This window comes from Ammoniphilus soli (assembly GCF_040813775.1).
Window position 1 is genome coordinate 19,649 of the sequence record NZ_JBEGDL010000044.1, and the last position, 17,827, is coordinate 37,475.

Sequence of the window (17,827 nt, forward strand, 5' to 3'; positions counted from 1 at the left end):
CGGAAGATGAAAGAAGCTGTCATTGTTTCAGGTGTAAGAACAGCTGTCGGGAAGTCGGGCAAAGGATCTTTACGCCACGTCAGGCCGGAAGATCTGGGAGGTCTTGTTGTTACTGAAAGCGTGCGCAGGGCGGAAGAACTATCCCCGGATCAGGTGGAGGATGTCGTTATCGGTTGCGCTTTCCCCGAAGGGGAACAAGGGATGAATTTGGGAAGGATCGTCGCTCTTCGCGCTGGCCTACCGGAAAGCGTTCCGGGATATGTTATTAACCGGTTTTGTTCGTCCGGACTGCAGGCGATTGCGATTGCTGCTGAGCGGATCATGGCCGGCTTTGCCGACGTGATTGTGGCGGGCGGCGTAGAAAGCATGAGTCATGTGCCGATGGTCGGATACAAGCCGTCTCCGAATCCTTATCTGATGGAGCATGCCCCTCAGATCTACTGTTCTATGGGCCATACGGCTGAGCAAGTAGCTCAACGATATGGTATTTGCCGGGAAGTGCAGGATGCGTATGCTGTTCGGAGCCATGAACGAGCAGCGGCAGCCATCCTGTCCGGAAAATTCAAGGAAGAAATTGTTCCGGTGAAAGTGACGAACAAATCTTTATCCGATGAAGGAAAGCTTCTTACTAAGGAATTCGTTTTTGATACCGATGAGGGGGTGCGTCCGGGAACGACCATGGAATCGCTCGCCAAATTGAAGCCGGTTTTCCATGTCCAAGGATCTGTAACCGCGGGAAATGCCTCCCAAACCAGTGACGGAGCGGCTGCTGTCGTGGTGATGTCCCGGGAGAAGGCAGAGAGCCTGGGATTGAAGCCGCTAGCCATCTTCAGGTCTTTTGCGGTAGGCGGAGTGGCTCCGGAGGTCATGGGTATCGGACCAGTTGTGGCGATTCCCAAAGCGCTAAAAATGGCAGGAATCACCAAAGAACAGGTAGACTTGTTTGAAATCAACGAGGCATTTGCTTCCCAGTGTAAGTATGTCGTCGATCATCTGGATCTCAATGAGGAGAAAGTCAACGTCAACGGTGGAGCTATTGCCTTGGGTCATCCGTTAGGATGCACGGGGGCCAAACTGACCGTTTCCATCATGCACGAAGCGAAAAGAAGGGGAAGCAAGTACGGTGTCGTGTCCATGTGTATTGGGGGAGGCATGGGAGCGGCAGGCGTATTCGAATTTCCATCCAACTAATTAGATAAGGGGGATATGACGATGACACTAAAGCAGGACATTATTAAAGGCGGAAGCTTTTTGCTCAGAGAAACCGGCACGGAAGATGTGTTTACACCGGAAGATTTTACGGAAGAACATAAAATGATTGCCAAAATGACGGCAGATTTTGTAGAAGGGGAAGTGTTTCCCCATGACGAGGAGATTGAACACCAGAATTTAGATGTCATTGTGAGCTTGCTAAAGCAGGCTGGAGAGCTCGGATTGCTTGGCGCAGACATCCCGGAAGAATATGGCGGCATGGGACTTGATAAGGTTAGCTCCTTGTTGATTGGAGAGAACTTTACCAGAAGTTCTTCCCTGGCCGTCAGCCATACATGCCATGTCGGCATCGGGAGCTTGCCGATCGCCATGTTTGGTACGGAGCAGCAGAAAAAGCGTTATCTGCCGGGGTTGGCTACGGGAGAATTATTAGGCGCCTATTGCTTGACTGAGCCTTCTTCCGGGTCGGATGCTTTAGGGGCGAAGGCAACTGCGGTGCTGAGCGAGGATGGAAGCCATTACATCCTGAACGGGACAAAGCAGTTTATCACCAATGCTGGCTTTGCCGACATCTTTATCGTTTATGCCAAGATTGACGGAGAAAAGTTTACCGCTTTTATCGTTGAAAAGGATTATCCGGGCGTATCTACCGGCGCAGAGGAAAAGAAGATGGGGATTAAGGGCTCATCGACCCGGCCGCTCATCTTGGAGGATTGCCGGGTTCCGATCGAGAATGTTCTTGGGGACATCGGCAAAGGTCATGTCATTGCCTTCAATATTTTGAACATCGGCAGATACAAGCTGGGAGGGAACTGTGTCGGCGCTTCCAAGTGGGCCACCGAATTGTCCGTTAAATATGCGAAAGAGCGGAAACAATTCGGCAAACCGATATCTGACTTTCCGCTGATCCAGAAAAAGCTTGCCGATATGGCTGTGCGGACGTATGCAGCAGAAAGCATGGTTTACCGTACAGCTGGCCTAATCGAAGAGGGCTTGGCGGGGTTGGAAAAGGATTCCCCTGAGATAGGGTCTCAAGTGGGCGATGCGATTGCAGAATATGCCTTGGAATGCTCGATCAATAAGGTATTCGGATCAGAATGCCTTGATTTTGTAGCGGATGAAGGGGTACAGATTCATGGAGGATACGGCTTCACCCAGGAATATAAAATCGAACGGATTTACCGTGACTCCCGCATCAACCGTATTTTTGAGGGAACAAATGAAATCAATCGCCTGTTGATTCCGGGCACATTGCTGAAGAAGGCGGCCAAAGGGGAACTTCCCTTCATGAGCGCAGTCCAGAATCTGCAAAAGGAACTGGCCTCTTACGCATCCCCATCCATTGAGGATGATGAACCGTTGGCTCTTGAAAAAGCCATCATCGAAACGGCCAAAAAGATTTTCCTGCTGGTTTGCGGGGAAGCCGTCATGAAGTACCGACAGCGGCTGGATAAGGAACAGGAGATCCTGGATGCATTGGCCGATATCATCATTGAAATCTTTGCCATGGAAAGCGCTTGGTTGCGGACGGTAAAAGCCGTGAACAAAGACGGCAAGGAGAAAGCGCAGCATAAGGCAGACATGACAAAAGTATATGTACAGGAGGCTTTTGTCCGGATTGAAAATAGGGCCCGGGAAGCCTTGGCGGCTATGGATAATGAAAGCGGGCAGTACATGCTCAAGCAAATGGCAGCTTTTAGCTTCATGAATACGATTTCTCTGAAACGCCGCATTGCTGCTCAGATCATCGAGGCGGAAAAATATGTATCGTAAATTTGTCGGCTAGGGGGAAACCATTCAGGTTCTCCCTAGCGATTTAAATGGTTATGAATATTTCGAATCAATCGTTGACAACAACGGAGCAATATCCGTATCATTAGGAAAATTACTGACTGGTCAGTTTTTATGGCTTTTTTAGAACAGGAGGCAATTTGCAATGGGATGGAACTTAAATGAGAATTTGATCAGTGCCGCGAGAACATACCCGAACCGAGACGCCTTTATTTTCATGAATGAAAGCGTAACCTATTCTGAGTTTAACCAGAAGGTTGATCGTTTCGCTTTCGCCTTGTCTGCACAGGGGGTGGAGAAAGGGGACACAGTGGCCCTATTATTGGGAAATTCACCTCAATTTTTAATTGCATACTATGGAATCCTCCGAATCGGAGCTGCGGCTGTGCCTATGAATCCGATTTATACGACGGATGAAATCACCTATATTCTTTCCGACTGCAAGGCCAAGGCGGTCATTGCCATTCCATCACAGAAACCGAATCTATCCGCATTACAGGAAAAACTTCATCATCTGGAACTGATTATTTATACCGAGCCGGATGATTCGCCATCATCGTTTGAAAGCCTGCTTAAACAAGCTAATCCGGATTTTGAAAGCCCTTCTTTAAGTGAAGAAGACCTTGCTGTTATCTTATATACATCCGGAACAACGGGCAAACCCAAAGGGGCGATGCTATCGCATCGCAATATGGCCTCCAATGCAGAGTCAACCATATCTTTTTTGAACCTAAATAGCAAAGATCGCGTGGTTGCCGTTCTTCCCATGTTTCATGTGTTCTGCATGACCGTATGCATGAACGCTCCGATCTCGAGCGGTGCGACTATCCTGATCCTTCCCAGATTTAGCCCGGCCGAAGTTGTCAGATCTATTCACCAGCATAAAGCTACCGTGTTTGCGGGGGTTCCTACGATGTATAACTTTTTGCTGCAGCTGCCCGATGCATCAGCCGATGATTTATCTTCTTTGAGGGTATGCGTTTCCGGAGGAGCTGCCATGCCGGTTGAGCTTCTTGTTAAATTTGAAAACCATTATCGGACGGTCATTTTGGAGGGTTACGGTCTTTCTGAAGCGTCTCCTGTTACCGCTTTTAATCCGTTGGAAGGAGTCCGCAAACCGGGTTCAATCGGTCTTGATATCCCCAGAGTAAAAAATAAAGTCGTCGACCCGGACGGAAATGAAGTGCCGCGAGGGAAAGTGGGTGAGTTGATTGTGCAGGGACCGAATGTCATGCTAGGTTACTTGGGGATGCCGGAAGCTACTGCCTTGGCTCTGCGTGATGGGTGGCTGTATACGGGAGATATGGCAACAATGGATGAGGATGGGTATATTTTCATTGTTGACCGCAAAAAGGATATGATTCTCGTGGGCGGCTACAATGTCTATCCGAGAGAAGTGGAGGAAGTGCTGTATCAGCACCCGTTTGTTCTTGAAGCGGCGGTCATCGGCGTTCCCGACGAAGAATATGGGGAAAGGGTGAAGGCTTGCATCGTGAAAAAAGACCAGAGCTTGTCTGCTGCTGATATCCTTGCTTTTTGTCAGGACAAGCTCGCCAAATACAAAGTCCCCAGACAGGTTGAATTTATGGAGGAGCTGCCTAAAAATACCACAGGGAAAATCTTGCGAAAAGCCTTGAAAACCACTGTACAAATCTGACTAGTCAATGTATTGCGATGTATGACCTTTCGCATGGGCCTAGACCTTTACGTCGATGGGTCCTTTTTTTTGAGTTTGACAGGAAAAGGTGTACTAAACTTGTCTACTATACCTTGACATCGGAAAATGGAGCAATTAAAATAACAATATGAACTGACCAGTCAGTTTTAATGATAGTCAATCATGTGGAGGGAATAGACTATGCAATTTCTACTATCGGATGAACATGAAATGATGCGGCGCACGGTTCGGGACTTTGCCCTGAACGAAGTCGAACCTACTGCTGCTATACGGGATGAAGAGGAAACATGGGATATGGAGATTTGGCGTAAGATGGCTGAGCTTGGTCTTACGGGCATTCCCTGGCCTGAGGAGTACGGAGGGGCTGGTGCGGATTACCTGAGCTATGTTTTGGCAGTAGAAGAATTAGCAAGAGTCGACGCTTCTGCAGCGGTAACATTGTCCGCTCACTGTTCATTAGCAAGCTGGCCCATTTATAAATTCGGTACGGAAGACCAGAAGCAGACATACCTACGCGGCATGGCAGAAGGAAGGATGATGGGAGCTTACTGTCTGACAGAGCCCGGCTCCGGATCTGATTCAGCGGGCATGAAGACGACTGCAGTACGAAAGGGAGATGAATGGATTTTAAACGGTTCCAAAATTTTTATAACGAATGGCGGCTATGCAGATATCTATATCATATTTGCACAAACCAATCCGGAACTTAAGCATAACGGGATTGCGGCTTTTATCGTAGAAAAGAGCTTTCCCGGCTTTTCCATAGGCAAAAAAGAGAAAAAGCTGGGGATTCGTTCTTCTGCAACAACGGAGGTCATTCTCGAAGATTGCCGAGTCCCGGCACAAAATATGCTGGGGCAAGTTGGAGAGGGATTCAAGATTGCCATGATGACCTTGGATGGCGGTAGAAATGGGATTGCCGCCCAAGCGGTAGGAATTTCCCAAGGAGCGCTTGATCACGCACTTGCTTATGCCAAAGAACGCATCCAATTCGGCAAACCTATTTCGAAACAGCAAGCCATCCAGTTTAAGCTGGCTGACATGGTAACCAAGATTGAAGCGGCAAGGCTCCTTACTTATCAAGCGGCTTGGCGTGAGGATCAGGGGATTTCATACGGACTGCAATCCGCCATGTCTAAGCTGTTTGCGGGAGATATCGCGATGGAAGTGACAGTAGAGGCGGTACAAATCTTTGGCGGTTACGGATACACCCGAGAATATCCAGTGGAGCGCTTTATGCGGGATGCTAAGATTACTCAAATCTATGAAGGTACCAATGAAATTCAGCGTCTTGTCATTGGTGGATATTTGTTGAAGGGCTAGTTTGAGAAACCATTCATTCGTCTATTGAGGAGGATTTACCCATGAACATATTCGTCATCTTAAAGCAAACGTTTGATACCGAAGAGAAAATCTCCATCCAGGATGGCAAAATTCAGGAGGATGGTGTTGAATTCATCATCAATCCGTATGATGAATATGCGGTAGAAGAAGCGATCAAGCTTCGGGATGAATTCGGCGGCGAAGTGACAGTCATTACTGTCGGTCCGAGCCGCGCGGAGAATGCACTTAGAACGGCATTGGCGATGGGCGCAGATAAAGCCATCATCGTTGATGACGAGTCCTTGTTTGGGGATGAGTACACGATTTCCAAAGTACTGGCTGCCGTGATTAAGGATCGTTCTTATGACATCATTTTAGCCGGGAATATGTCGGTGGATAACGGGGCAGGGCAAGTCGCTTTGCGCCTGGCGGAAGAATTGGGCATCGCCCATGTAGCCTCGGCGACGAAGCTAACCATCGAATCTGCAAAAGCCACCGTTGTCCGAGATGTGGAGGGGGATTCAGAAATTATCGAAGCTACTCTTCCTTTACTGGTAACGGCCCAGCAGGGGTTGAACGAACCGCGCTACCCGTCCCTGCCCGGCATTATGAAAGCGAAAAAGAAGCCTCTTGAACGGCTTACTGCCGATGAGATCGGCGTAAACGCGGAAGATGTCCAAGCGAAAATCGAGATTCTGGATCAATATTTGCCGCCAAAGAAGGAAGCAGGAAAAGTCTTATCTGGTGAACTGGCTGATCAAGTAAAAGAACTTATCCAGTTGCTTCGCCAAGAAGCGAAAGTTATATAAGGGGGAATAAAAGATGAGCAAAAAAGTATTGGTAATGGCAGAAACTCGGGATGGAAACGTAAGAAACGTATCTTTTGAAGCTTTGTCTGCAGCCCAAATAGTGGCCGAAGGCGGGGAAATCATCGCGGCCTTATTAGGCAGCGGAGCCTCCCCATTCGTAACTTCGCTGGCCCACTATGGGGCAGATAAAGTTTACACTGTTTTAGATGAACGGTTGGACCAATATACCTCAGATGCTTATGTACAGGCATTGACCCAATTAGTGAAGGAGACGAGCCCTGATGTCATTTTCATGGGGCATACGTCTATCGGTAAGGATTTGGCCCCTCGCGTGGCAGCAAAGATGGGATTAGGGTTGATTACCGACGTGACTGATGTGGCTTTGGATGGAAGCGAAATCATTTTTACTCGCCCGATTTATGCAGGTAAGGCCTTCCAAAAGAAAAAAGTATCGGCTGGTACGATCTTTGCCACGATTCGTCCGAACAATCTGGCCCTGGGAGAGGCAGCTCATCAAAAGTCGGCTGAAGAAATCGCCTTTTCTGCTGATATCAAAGACCTCCGCACGGTGGTTAAAGAAGTGGTTCGGAAAGCAGTTGGGGGAGTGGATCTGTCTGAGGCAAAAATTGTTGTATCAGGCGGGAGAGGGGTAAAAAGCGCTGATGGCTTTAAGACGCTACAGGCGCTGGCGGATGTTCTGGGTGCTGCCGTAGGTGCTTCTCGTGGAGCTTGCGATGCCGAATATTGTGATTATTCGATGCAAATTGGACAGACGGGAAAAGTGGTTACCCCGGATCTTTATATCGCTTGCGGGATCTCCGGCGCGATCCAGCATCTGGCTGGAATGTCCAATTCCAAGGTCGTCGTAGCGATTAACAAAGATCCGGAAGCGCCTATTTTCACCGTTGCGGACTATGGGATTGTGGGAGATCTGTTTGAAGTCGTTCCTCTTTTGACGGAAGAATTTAAAAATGTACTTGTTTCCTGTTAAATATTAACGTTCGTGACAAAGGAGGAAGAACAGGATGTTACCACTGCTGAATTTCCTTGCATTCCTAGTTGTGACAGGATATGCGGTTTATTTGTTTGTCCAACTCGTATACAGCCGCTATTTGTTTGTGAAGCTCGGCAAGAAAGCTGCTTTTGAACCGAATCTCAAAGAACGCTTGAATGCTGTGCTAGTGAATGTGTTCGGCCAGCGAAAATTGTTTAAAGACAAGAAAAGCGGCTGTATGCATTTGATTTTGTTCTATGGCTTTATGATCATCCAAATCGGACTTATAGAACTCGTTATGAAGGGATTTAGTAAGGGTTATGAATTCCCATTCGGCGACGCGCACAAATATTTCAGTCTCATGCAGGAGTGGACGACCTTCCTCATGCTGTGTGCTGTGGTATATGCTTCTTATCGCCGCTATATAGAAAAGCTGAAGCGATTGCAATGGAAGCGAGATGCCAAAGCCGCCTTTGTCTATATGGCTCTAACCATTCTGACCCTTTCCATCTTGCTTACGTTGGGCTTCGAATCCGTGATGCTCGGGCACGAACCGGATCTCATCCATGCTCCATTCTCCGGAATGATAGCGGTGTTGTTCTCCGGCATCGGAAAGACGGCAGGAACCGTATTGTTCTACGTATTTTGGTGGGTGCACATGTTGACCGTGTTAACCTTCATGGTATTCGTGCCGCAGTCCAAGCAAGCACATGAGTTATTTGCTCTATTCAATGTCTTTTTCAGGAAAGTCGGTCCTGTTGGAAAGTTGAGAAAGATTGATTTTGAGGATGAAGAAGTCGAGGAATACGGTGTCGGGAAAATCGAGAATTTTACCCAGCAGCAGCTAATCGATCTGTATGCATGCGCGGAATGCGGCCGCTGCACGAATATGTGCCCTGCTTCCGGAACAGGGAAGACGTTATCTCCAATGGATCTCATGGTGAAGATGAGGGATCATTTGACAGAAAAAGGAGCGGCCGTTACTTCGCGTAAACCATGGATGCCCGGTTTTGTTTTTGGATCTTCTGCATTATCTTCTTCATTCATGGATGAAACAGCTGCTCAGGAAGTAGCGGCAACGGTTAAAATACCTAATTTGATTGGCGAGGTAATCACCGAAGAAGAGATCTGGGCTTGTACGACATGCCGCAACTGTGAGGATCAATGTCCGGTTGCCAATGAACATGTCGATAAGATTCTGGATATGCGCCGTTACTTGGTGTTAACGGAAGGAAACATGCCGCACGAAGCGACTCGCTACTTCCAAAATATCGAACGCCAAAGCAATCCATGGGGCATTAACCGGAAGGAACGCATCAAATGGCGCGAAGGCAGAGAAGACATTGTGGTGCCTACAGTGGAGGAAGTGGAGGATTTTGAGTATCTGTTCTTTGTCGGTTCCATGGGATCCTTTGACAATCGCAGCCAGAAAATTGCCCAATCCCTCGCGAAGATCATGAATATAGCGGGTGTGAAGTTTGCTATCTTAGGGAACGAAGAAAGAAACTCCGGTGATACCGCCCGTCGGATGGGTAATGAGTTCTTGTTTCAACAATTGTGCCAAGAGAATATTGCTAATTTTCAAGCTTATAATGTGAAAAAGATTGTTACCATCTGTCCACATACCTACAATACCTTTAAACATGAATATCCGGAATTTGGTTTAGAAGCGGAAGTTTTCCATCATACGGAGCTGATTTGGAATCTGATTCAAGAGGGAAGGATTAAACCAGCGAAGGAAGTAAAAGAAGCTGTAGCGTACCATGATTCCTGCTACATCGGTCGTTATAACGATATCTATGATATTCCACGGAAAATTTTAAACTCCATTCCTGGAGTCAACGTGTTGGAAATGGAGAGAAACAAGCAGGATGCGATGTGTTGTGGAGCCGGAGGCGGGAATATGTGGATGGAAGAGACCCAAGGGAAACGAGTCAACATTGAGCGTACGGAGCAGGCCCTGAGATTAAGCCCGACGACGATTGGAAGTAATTGTCCTTACTGCTTGACGATGATGAGTGATGGGGTAAAAGGAAAGGAAGCGGAGGAACAGGTACAGACGCTGGATATTGCGGAGATTGTGGAAAGGTCACTTTAACAAATTTATTTGTATTATCGTCTCAACCTGTTACCGATGAAAATATTAACACAGTCGGGTATTGCCTTCACGGAATTTTTTAAAAAAATCATTGGTTGTCTAACGAAAGGTGGTTGTTCGTTTGTAAAGCAAATTACGTTCTGTGTTGGACGTTATGGAAATATATCAGGCAACCTATCCGGAAGATGCATGTATCGTTGTCGCCGATACCGAGAAAATAATAGGTTACTTGCCAGGGAAAAACATAGACCTCAAGATGTCCGTGGGGCAACTAATTGAGAAATTCAGAGGAACAGTAACTGAACAGGCGTTGGCACTTGGCAGCCTGCAGAGTTGTCGGCCGTTGTAGAAGAAATGGCAGCCACGACGAGAGAAGGTTCACAAGCAACTGATGACGTAGCCTGCCGGTTGCAGGATCTGTTACGTGAATCGGAGCATATGACGGTGGACATACGCAAAATATTTTCTATTCTGTCTTTTGTGCAAGAGGTAGCGAGGCAGTCACAATTGCTTGGCCTAAATGCGGCAATTGAAGCAGCCAGAGCGGGTGAATTTGGGCGTGGCTTCTCGGTGGTAAGTGAAATCCGCAAAATGGCGGAAAACTGTAAGAATTCCTCCATAGAAATTCAAGATCAGCTTGTGCAAGTGCAGGGAGCTATTGAGCGTGTTAATGTATCCGTACAGCAGATTGCTGTTTATACACACAACATTCAGCCAGCATACAGGATCTTCACAAAGCCTTTGATCATATCGTACAAACAGCTGATAAACTCATGGATTCTTCATCGGTAGATGCTTATAGAGATTAAATATAGAATCTTCCATTGCTAAAAAATGTTGAGCCTCAGAAATCAAATAATTAAAGAGACAAGGGGAGAAACAAAAATGGGTGGGCAAATAAAGCGATTTAGTAAATTATTAGTAGCCAATCGGGGGGAAATTGCGATCCGTATCTTTCAAGCGTGTACGGAACTCGGAATTTGCACCGTTGCCGTGTATTCAGAACAGGATAATGTTTCTCTTCACCGTTTCAAAGCGGATGAGGCTTATCTGATAGGCGAAGGGAAGGGTCCTATCGAAGCGTATCTGGATATAGAGAATATCCTTGAAGTGGCAAAGCTGAACCAAGTAGATGCCATTCACCCGGGATACGGCTTTTTGGCGGAGAATGCGCAATTCGCCCGGAGATGTCAGGAGGAGGGGATAACTTTTATCGGACCATCTCCCGACCATATCCATATGTTTGGGGATAAGGTTGAAGCCAGAGCGATGGCCGTAAAGGCGGGAATCCCGGTTGTTCCGGGGACAATGCAACCGATCAAGAGCCTTCAGGAAGCGATGCTATTTGCAAGGGAGCACGGATATCCTCTCATCATTAAAGCCTCCTCCGGCGGTGGCGGCCGCGGGATGAGAATTGTTCGAAGTTCGGATGAGCTTGAAGAAGCACTGGATCGTGCCCGTTCAGAAGCCAAATCCGCATTTGGCAATACTGATGTCTATGTCGAGAAGTATCTGGAACGGCCAAAGCATATTGAGGTACAGATTATTGCCGATCAACATGGCAACACCGTACACCTCTTTGAACGGGATTGTTCGGTTCAAAGAAGGCACCAGAAACTGGTGGAGGTTGCCCCTAGCGTATCCCTCCCGGAAAAATTGAGGGAATGGATTTGTGATGCCGCCATTCAGCTAATGAAAGAAGCACGTTACTATAATGCCGGAACCGTAGAGTTTTTAGTAACCCCTGACCACCGTTTTTATTTTATCGAGGTCAACCCCCGTGTACAAGTGGAACATACGATTACCGAATTGATTACGGGGATTGACATTGTTCAAACGCAAATACGCATTGCGGAGGGAATCGCCCTTAACGATCCGGAAATTGGCATTTACAGCCAACATGAAATTGTCCCCAATGGCGTCGCGATTCAGTGCAGGGTAACGACGGAAGACCCTTCACGGAATTTTCTTCCTGATACTGGTCGATTGCTGGCCTATCGTTCCGGAGGCGGATTTGGGATTCGATTGGATACCGGAAATGGATATCCAGGAGCGATCATCACTCCGCACTATGATTCCCTACTGGTAAAAGTCTCTTCCTGGGCGAAAACGTATAGCCAGGTAGCAAAGAAAATGCTCCGTACCCTTCGGGAGTTCCGGATTCGGGGAGTGAAGACCAATATCCCGTTTCTGGAAAATGTCGTACAGCATCCAGATTTCCTGAAAGGGGAATATGATACGACGTTTATCGAGTGTACTCCCGCCTTATTCGAGTTCCCGGAACGTAGAGACCGCGGGACAAAGATGCTTGCCTATCTTGGGGAAACCATCGTCAACGGGCATCCTGGGGTACCGAGAGGGAAGAAGCCACTCTTCCCAGCACCCCGTACTCCCTCCACATCTGTTAACCAGGAATATCCGGCAGGAACCAAGAAAATCTTGGAACAGCGGGGTGTGGAAGGGCTCATCGATTGGATTAAATCGAATCCGCGAATGCTCGTTACCGATACAACGTTTCGGGATGCCCATCAATCTTTGTTTGCAACAAGAGTCAGAACGATTGATCTGCTCAACATTTCTGAGGCCACCGGCAAGCTCGCTCCGGATTTGTTCTCGCTAGAAATGTGGGGAGGGGCCACTTTTGATACGAGCATGCGCTTTCTCAATGAGGACCCATGGGAGCGATTACGCCTGCTTCGCGAAAAGATTCCGAATATCCTGTTCCAGATGCTATTCCGTGGCGCCAATGCGGTAGGGTACACGAATTATCCCGATAACGTCATTTATAAATTTGTTCAGCTGGCGGCGCAAAGCGGAATTGATGTCTTCCGGATTTTCGATAGCCTAAATTGGACCCCCGGAATGCGGGTGGCGATTGATGCTGTGCGGGAATCAGGGAAAGTAGCGGAAGCTGCCATCTGCTATACCGGTGATATTTCCGACCCGAAACGGGACAAGTATACCTTAAAGTATTATGTCGAGTTGGCCAAGGAATTGGAGAAATCAGGTGCCCATATCCTTGCCATCAAGGATATGGCTGGTCTGCTTAAGCCGTTTTCCGCTTATCAACTGATTAAGGCGCTAAAAGAAGAGATTGGAATCCCCATCCATCTTCACACGCATGATACAAGCGGAAACCAGATGGCGACCTTGCTCAAAGCCTATGAAGCGGGAGTTGACATTGTTGATGCGGCCCTCAGCTCTATGTCAGGGTTTACCTCGCAGCCGAGCTTGAATGGTCTTGCAGCTGCTTTAGGCGGGTTGGAACGGGAAACAGGGCTTGATCTTGGCAATCTGCAAAACCTATCGGACTATTGGGAAGATGTGCGCCATTATTATGCAAACTTTGAAAGTGGCATGAAGGCTCCAAGCTCGGAGATTTACCATCATGAGATGCCTGGGGGCCAATATACGAATCTTCATCAGCAGGCTAAAGCGGTAGGACTGGGCGATCGTTGGGAAGAGGTCAAAAAGGCATATGCGACCGTCAACTTCATGTTTGGCGACATTGTCAAGGTAACTCCCTCATCCAAAGTCGTAGGGGATATGGCCCTATTTATGGTTCAAAACGATCTGACGGAAGAAAACATTTACGAGAGAGGAGAACGCTTGGATTTTCCGGAATCTGTTATCCAGTTTTTCCAAGGCTACCTTGGGCAACCGCCAGGCGGATTCCCTGAAAAGCTTAGAAATCTCATCCTGAAGGACCGCGATTACTTCACTTGTCGCCCGGGTCAGCTGCTACCACCCATTGATTTTGCAGAAGTAAAGAGAGAATTGGAAGAAAAGTTGGGACGGCCTGCGGATGAGGCAGATGTAATGTCGTATATCATGTATCCGAAGGTTTTTCTGGATAAAGAAAAGGTAGCAGAGACTTATGGAAGTATTTCCTGCCTGGATACGCCTACTTTTTTCTACGGATTGCGACCAGGGGAAGAAATCAAAGTAGATATTGAACAAGGGAAAACGCTCATCGTAAAGCTCGTTGCGGTAGGGCCTTTGGCTGGGGATGGAACCAAGACGATTTACTTTGAACTGAATGGCCAACCGAGGGAAGTGAATATTCGCGATCGCTCGGCCAAAGTCGAAAATGTTTCTCGCCCCAAAGCAGATTCTGCGGACATCGGTCAAATCGGAGCCTCGATGCCGGGGAAAGTGCTAAAAGTCATGGCAGAACCGGGTGATCGGGTGAAGAAAGGGGAACATCTGATTGTCACGGAAGCGATGAAAATGGAAACGACCATCCAAGCGCAGTTTGATGCTATCGTAAGCGACGTGATGGTGAAAATGGGCGATATCATTGAAACAGGGGATTTACTAATCGTTTTGGATAAGAGGTAGAAAAGGATGGGTAAGGAAATGAACAGATTTAGACAAGAGGCTCTTGAACTCCATTACCGATTCAGGGGTAAGCTGAGCGTAGAAACAAAGGTTCCAGTCGAAAATTCCAAAGATTTAAGCCTGGCTTATTCACCAGGGGTAGCAGAACCTTGTAAAGAGATTTTTAAAGATCCGGAAAAGGCTTATGATTATACAATTAAAGGAAATCTGGTAGCCGTCGTTTCAGACGGAACTGCTGTTTTAGGCTTAGGGAATATCGGGCCTGAAGCTGCTATGCCCGTCATGGAGGGAAAAGCCGTACTTTTCAAATCCTTTGCCGGAATTGACGCTGTTCCCATATGTTTAAACACAACGGATCCAGTTGAAATTGTAGAAACGGTTAAAAGGCTCGAGCCGACCTTCGGCGGCATCAATCTGGAGGATATTGCTGCTCCTGCATGCTTTTATATAGAACAGCAATTAAAGAAAGAACTGAATATCCCCGTCTTTCATGATGACCAGCATGGGACAGCTATCGTGACGGCGGCAGCCCTTATCAATGCATTGAAGCTTGTAGGAAAAAAGATGGAGGATGTAGAAGTCGTGGTGAATGGTGCAGGAGCAGCAGGAATCGCCGTCACCAGCCTCCTCCTTCATATGGGAGTGAAAGAGGTCGTATTATGTGATACGAAAGGAGCCGTTTATGAAGGCAGGGTCTATGGGATGAATCCGATAAAGGATGTCATTGCGCGGGAAACCAATAAAAAGAAGAAGGAAGGATCTCTTGCAGAGGTTCTTCGTGGAGCGGATGTATTTATTGGAGTCTCGGCAGCAAATATTTTAACGACAGAAATGATCCAATCCATGAATCCGGATCCCATCATTTTTGCCATGGCGAACCCAGATCCGGAAATCCTGCCGGAAGAGGCCAAAAAAGCGGGAGCAAAAGTCATCGGTACCGGACGTTCTGACTACCCGAACCAAGTGAATAATGTCATTGCATTTCCTGGCATATTTCGTGGAGCCTTAGATGTCTGGGCCTTAGAAATCAATGAAGAAATGAAAATAGCCGCAGTTTATGCTATTGCTGATCTTGTTTTATCAGAGGAATTGACAGAGGACTATATCATTCCTAACCCTTTTGATAAGAGAGTGGCGCCTTGCGTTGCCGAAGCAGTATCTGAGGCAGCTGTTTTGAGCGGTGTAGCCAGAAGAGCCCCGATCCCAATAAAGAGTTAAGATCAAATACATGTTGAGCTTATAGTATGGAACATCAAAGTTACAAATATGCTATACGTGCTGTATAAATGTGGAAGAATAATTTTTTGCAAAAAAATGTTATATAACAGTTGAAAAATACCTTTTTTCTGTTATTATAAAAATATAACAGATAAGAAAGGAGTAGGGTGAAAAATGAAGCTCACACAAGCAACAGGAAAAGAATTAATAGAACGTTGGATTCTCCAAAATAGGGGAATAGGCCGAACAACCGATCAAATGATAGGAACCACGTTTGTGTATGGGAATGAAATTTCAACCCTTTCCTCGAACGAACGAGGAGAACTTGAAATCCACTCGGAAAAATCGCGTGTGGTGGTTTTTCGAAAAATGGATGAGCTTGATATGACGAATACATGCCGAGCCTGTAGCCTGGAACATCAGAGTTACAAAGATTCTATTGAGTGCTGTGTAGATATCGAGGAATAAATTTTTTTGCTTAATGTGTTATATATCAAAAGTGATTAACATATAACACGATTCGTCATTCAAAATTATCTAGTTTTTTGTAGACACGGCAATGCAATCCTCAAAAACTTTTAAACTTCCTTTTGGTGACAACAATTTAACATAAACAAAAAATGGATAGGGAGAGATGAACAATGACTAGAGAACAACAAATTCGTCAAATCGAAGAAAGCTGGAAGTCCGATCGTTGGAATGGTGTGGAAAGAACCTATACGGCTGCGGATGTACTGAAGCTTCGCGGATCGGTAGTTATAGAGCAAACCTTAGCCCGTATGGGGGCAGAACGCCTTTGGAATCTTGTAAACACAGAAGATTATATCAATGCTTTAGGCGCTCTTACAGGAAACCAAGCTATGCAACAAGTCAAAGCTGGATTAAAAGCAATTTACCTGAGTGGTTGGCAGGTCGCAGCAGACGCCAACCTTTCGGGTCAGATGTACCCGGACCAAAGTTTATATCCAGCGAATAGCGTACCTCAAGTGGTCAAACGGATTAACCAAACGCTTCAGCGTGCCGACCAGATTCAACAAGCCGAGGGGAAGGGAGATACGTACTGGTTTGCTCCGATCGTGGCGGATATGGAAGCTGGTTTCGGTGGACCTTTGAACGTATTTGAGTTAACCAAAGCGATGATTGAAGCGGGAGCAGGTGGGGTTCACCTGGAAGATCAATTATCTTCAGAAAAGAAATGTGGGCATTTAGGAGGTAAAGTATTACTTCCCACTCAAACGGCGGTTCGAAACTTAATTGCTGCTCGTCTGGCTGCGGATGTTATGGGCGTTCCGACCGTCATCATCGCGCGTACCGATGCGAATGCAGCCAACCTGATTACGAGTGATGCAGATCCGTATGATCACGCATTCTTAACAGGTGAAAGAACGTCGGAAGGATTCTACTATACGAAGCCAGGATTAGATCAAGCGATCGCACGTGGATTAGCGTATGCTCCGTACTGCGATATGATCTGGTGCGAAACATCAGAACCGAATATTGATGAAGCTCGCCGCTTTGCAGAAGCGATCCATGCTAAGTTCCCTGGTAAACTTTTGGCTTACAACTGCTCTCCATCATTCAATTGGAAGAAGAAGCTTGATGATGAAACCATCGCTAACTTCCAAAAGGAACTAGGAAAAATGGGATACAAGTTCCAATTCGTTACCTTGGCCGGATTCCATTCCTTGAATTACAGCATGTTTGAATTAGCACGTGGATACAAAGATCGTGGCATGGCGGCTTACTCTGAACTCCAACAAGCTGAATTTACGGCAGAAGTAAACGGTTATACGGCTACTCGTCATCAGCGCGAAGTAGGTACGGGTTATTTTGATGAAGTATCTCTTGTGATCACAGGCGGGAAGTCTTCTACAACCGCATTGGCCGGTTCTACGGAAGAAGAACAATTCCAACATAACTAAATAAATTACAGATTATTAGGGCTAGAGAGTAGGGAAGGTTTCTCTACTCTCCTAAAAATTAATAAAGAAGCAATGGAGGGAGGGGAATAAATATGACAGAAAACCTAGACTTATATAAGAATATACCGCAAAAAGAATGCAGAGAATGCGGTGAACATTTTGAAGAGCAAGCAGAATCTTATATCTATGAGTGTGAGCGTTGCTTCGGACGAAATGAAGAGTAAAGAGGGGATGGAATGGATTTAGAAGGTGAGGTAGGATACCCTGGTTGTTCCTAAAATTAGGAATAGACAGGGTATTGTTGCTATATGGAAGTAAATCATGTTGCATAGATTAAATTCATAACGTGGCAAATGTAAACTCCTCTTGTAAAACGCATCGGTGCGTCACTCCACCCGATGAAAACAGTATCCGTTATTACAACGTCTATGCTTTATCTAA

Annotated in this window: 13 protein-coding genes; all 13 read left to right on the top strand. The window is 46.7% G+C overall.

Translation table 11 applies throughout. From position 1 onward, the window contains the following. Nucleotides 1-6: 6 nt before the first annotated feature. Entirely contained in the window at nt 7-1,191 is a 1,185-nt protein-coding gene (locus tag ABLT31_RS34125) for an acetyl-CoA C-acyltransferase (protein WP_367760130.1), read from the top strand. A 21-nt stretch (nt 1,192-1,212) separates the two neighbouring features. Next, nucleotides 1,213-2,985 carry an acyl-CoA dehydrogenase family protein gene (locus ABLT31_RS34130; RefSeq protein ID WP_367760131.1) on the top strand — a complete coding sequence of 591 codons (1,773 nt, stop codon included), beginning with the start codon at nt 1,213-1,215 and terminating at the stop codon, nt 2,983-2,985. 163 nt (nt 2,986-3,148) lie between these two features. After that, nucleotides 3,149-4,660 (top strand): fatty acid--CoA ligase family protein, encoded by a 1,512-nt coding sequence (locus ABLT31_RS34135; protein WP_367760132.1) that lies wholly within the window; start codon nt 3,149-3,151, stop codon nt 4,658-4,660. Between the two features lie 201 nt (nt 4,661-4,861). Beyond that, nucleotides 4,862-6,004, top strand: coding sequence for an acyl-CoA dehydrogenase (locus ABLT31_RS34140; protein WP_367760133.1), 1,143 nt, complete (start codon nt 4,862-4,864; stop codon nt 6,002-6,004). A gap of 41 nt (nt 6,005-6,045) precedes the next feature. Next, nucleotides 6,046-6,813 (top strand): electron transfer flavoprotein subunit beta/FixA family protein, encoded by a 768-nt coding sequence (locus ABLT31_RS34145; protein WP_367760134.1) that lies wholly within the window; start codon nt 6,046-6,048, stop codon nt 6,811-6,813. A 13-nt stretch (nt 6,814-6,826) separates the two neighbouring features. Then, nucleotides 6,827-7,804, top strand: coding sequence for an electron transfer flavoprotein subunit alpha/FixB family protein (locus ABLT31_RS34150; RefSeq protein WP_367760135.1), 978 nt, complete (start codon nt 6,827-6,829; stop codon nt 7,802-7,804). 34 nt (nt 7,805-7,838) lie between these two features. Further along, nucleotides 7,839-9,905 carry a (Fe-S)-binding protein gene (locus ABLT31_RS34155; RefSeq protein ID WP_367760136.1) on the top strand — a complete coding sequence of 689 codons (2,067 nt, stop codon included), beginning with the start codon at nt 7,839-7,841 and terminating at the stop codon, nt 9,903-9,905. 333 nt (nt 9,906-10,238) lie between these two features. Continuing rightward, nucleotides 10,239-10,697, top strand: coding sequence for a methyl-accepting chemotaxis protein (locus ABLT31_RS34160; protein WP_367760137.1), 459 nt, complete (start codon nt 10,239-10,241; stop codon nt 10,695-10,697). 93 nt (nt 10,698-10,790) lie between these two features. Beyond that, nucleotides 10,791-14,246 (top strand): pyruvate carboxylase, encoded by a 3,456-nt coding sequence (pyc, locus tag ABLT31_RS34165; RefSeq protein ID WP_367760138.1) that lies wholly within the window; start codon nt 10,791-10,793, stop codon nt 14,244-14,246. Between the two features lie 18 nt (nt 14,247-14,264). Next, nucleotides 14,265-15,464, top strand: a complete 1,200-nt coding sequence (ystJ, locus tag ABLT31_RS34170) for an NADP-dependent malic enzyme (RefSeq protein ID WP_367760139.1) — start codon at nt 14,265-14,267, stop codon at nt 15,462-15,464. 174 nt (nt 15,465-15,638) lie between these two features. Further along, complete coding sequence (locus ABLT31_RS34175; RefSeq protein ID WP_367760140.1) at nt 15,639-15,932, top strand: hypothetical protein; 294 nt, start codon at nt 15,639-15,641, stop codon at nt 15,930-15,932. Between the two features lie 173 nt (nt 15,933-16,105). Further along, nucleotides 16,106-17,386: an isocitrate lyase gene (gene aceA, locus ABLT31_RS34180; protein ID WP_367760141.1), complete on the top strand. Its 1,281-nt coding sequence runs from the start codon at nt 16,106-16,108 to the stop codon at nt 17,384-17,386. Nucleotides 17,387-17,478: 92 nt separating this feature from the next. Beyond that, the gene (gene yhfH / locus ABLT31_RS34185; RefSeq protein ID WP_367760142.1) at nt 17,479-17,610 is read left to right on the top strand and encodes a protein YhfH; all 132 of its coding nucleotides are present in this window, start codon (nt 17,479-17,481) and stop codon (nt 17,608-17,610) included. The last annotated feature ends 217 nt before the right edge of the window (nt 17,611-17,827 follow it).

Excerpts from the sequence above, each read along its gene's own strand:
- ABLT31_RS34125 (WP_367760130.1), top strand. The coding sequence starts at position 7 with ATGAAAGAAGCTGTCATTGTTTCAGGTGTAAGAACAGCTGTCGGGAAG.
- ABLT31_RS34130 (WP_367760131.1), top strand. The coding sequence starts at position 1,213 with ATGACACTAAAGCAGGACATTATTAAAGGCGGAAGCTTTTTGCTCAGA.
- ABLT31_RS34135 (WP_367760132.1), top strand. The coding sequence starts at position 3,149 with ATGGGATGGAACTTAAATGAGAATTTGATCAGTGCCGCGAGAACATAC.
- ABLT31_RS34140 (WP_367760133.1), top strand. The coding sequence starts at position 4,862 with ATGCAATTTCTACTATCGGATGAACATGAAATGATGCGGCGCACGGTT.
- ABLT31_RS34145 (WP_367760134.1), top strand. The coding sequence starts at position 6,046 with ATGAACATATTCGTCATCTTAAAGCAAACGTTTGATACCGAAGAGAAA.
- ABLT31_RS34150 (WP_367760135.1), top strand. The coding sequence starts at position 6,827 with ATGAGCAAAAAAGTATTGGTAATGGCAGAAACTCGGGATGGAAACGTA.
- ABLT31_RS34155 (WP_367760136.1), top strand. The coding sequence starts at position 7,839 with ATGTTACCACTGCTGAATTTCCTTGCATTCCTAGTTGTGACAGGATAT.
- pyc (WP_367760138.1), top strand. The coding sequence starts at position 10,791 with ATGGGTGGGCAAATAAAGCGATTTAGTAAATTATTAGTAGCCAATCGG.
- ystJ (WP_367760139.1), top strand. The coding sequence starts at position 14,265 with ATGAACAGATTTAGACAAGAGGCTCTTGAACTCCATTACCGATTCAGG.
- ABLT31_RS34175 (WP_367760140.1), top strand. The coding sequence starts at position 15,639 with ATGAAGCTCACACAAGCAACAGGAAAAGAATTAATAGAACGTTGGATT.
- aceA (WP_367760141.1), top strand. The coding sequence starts at position 16,106 with ATGACTAGAGAACAACAAATTCGTCAAATCGAAGAAAGCTGGAAGTCC.
- yhfH (WP_367760142.1), top strand. The coding sequence starts at position 17,479 with ATGACAGAAAACCTAGACTTATATAAGAATATACCGCAAAAAGAATGC.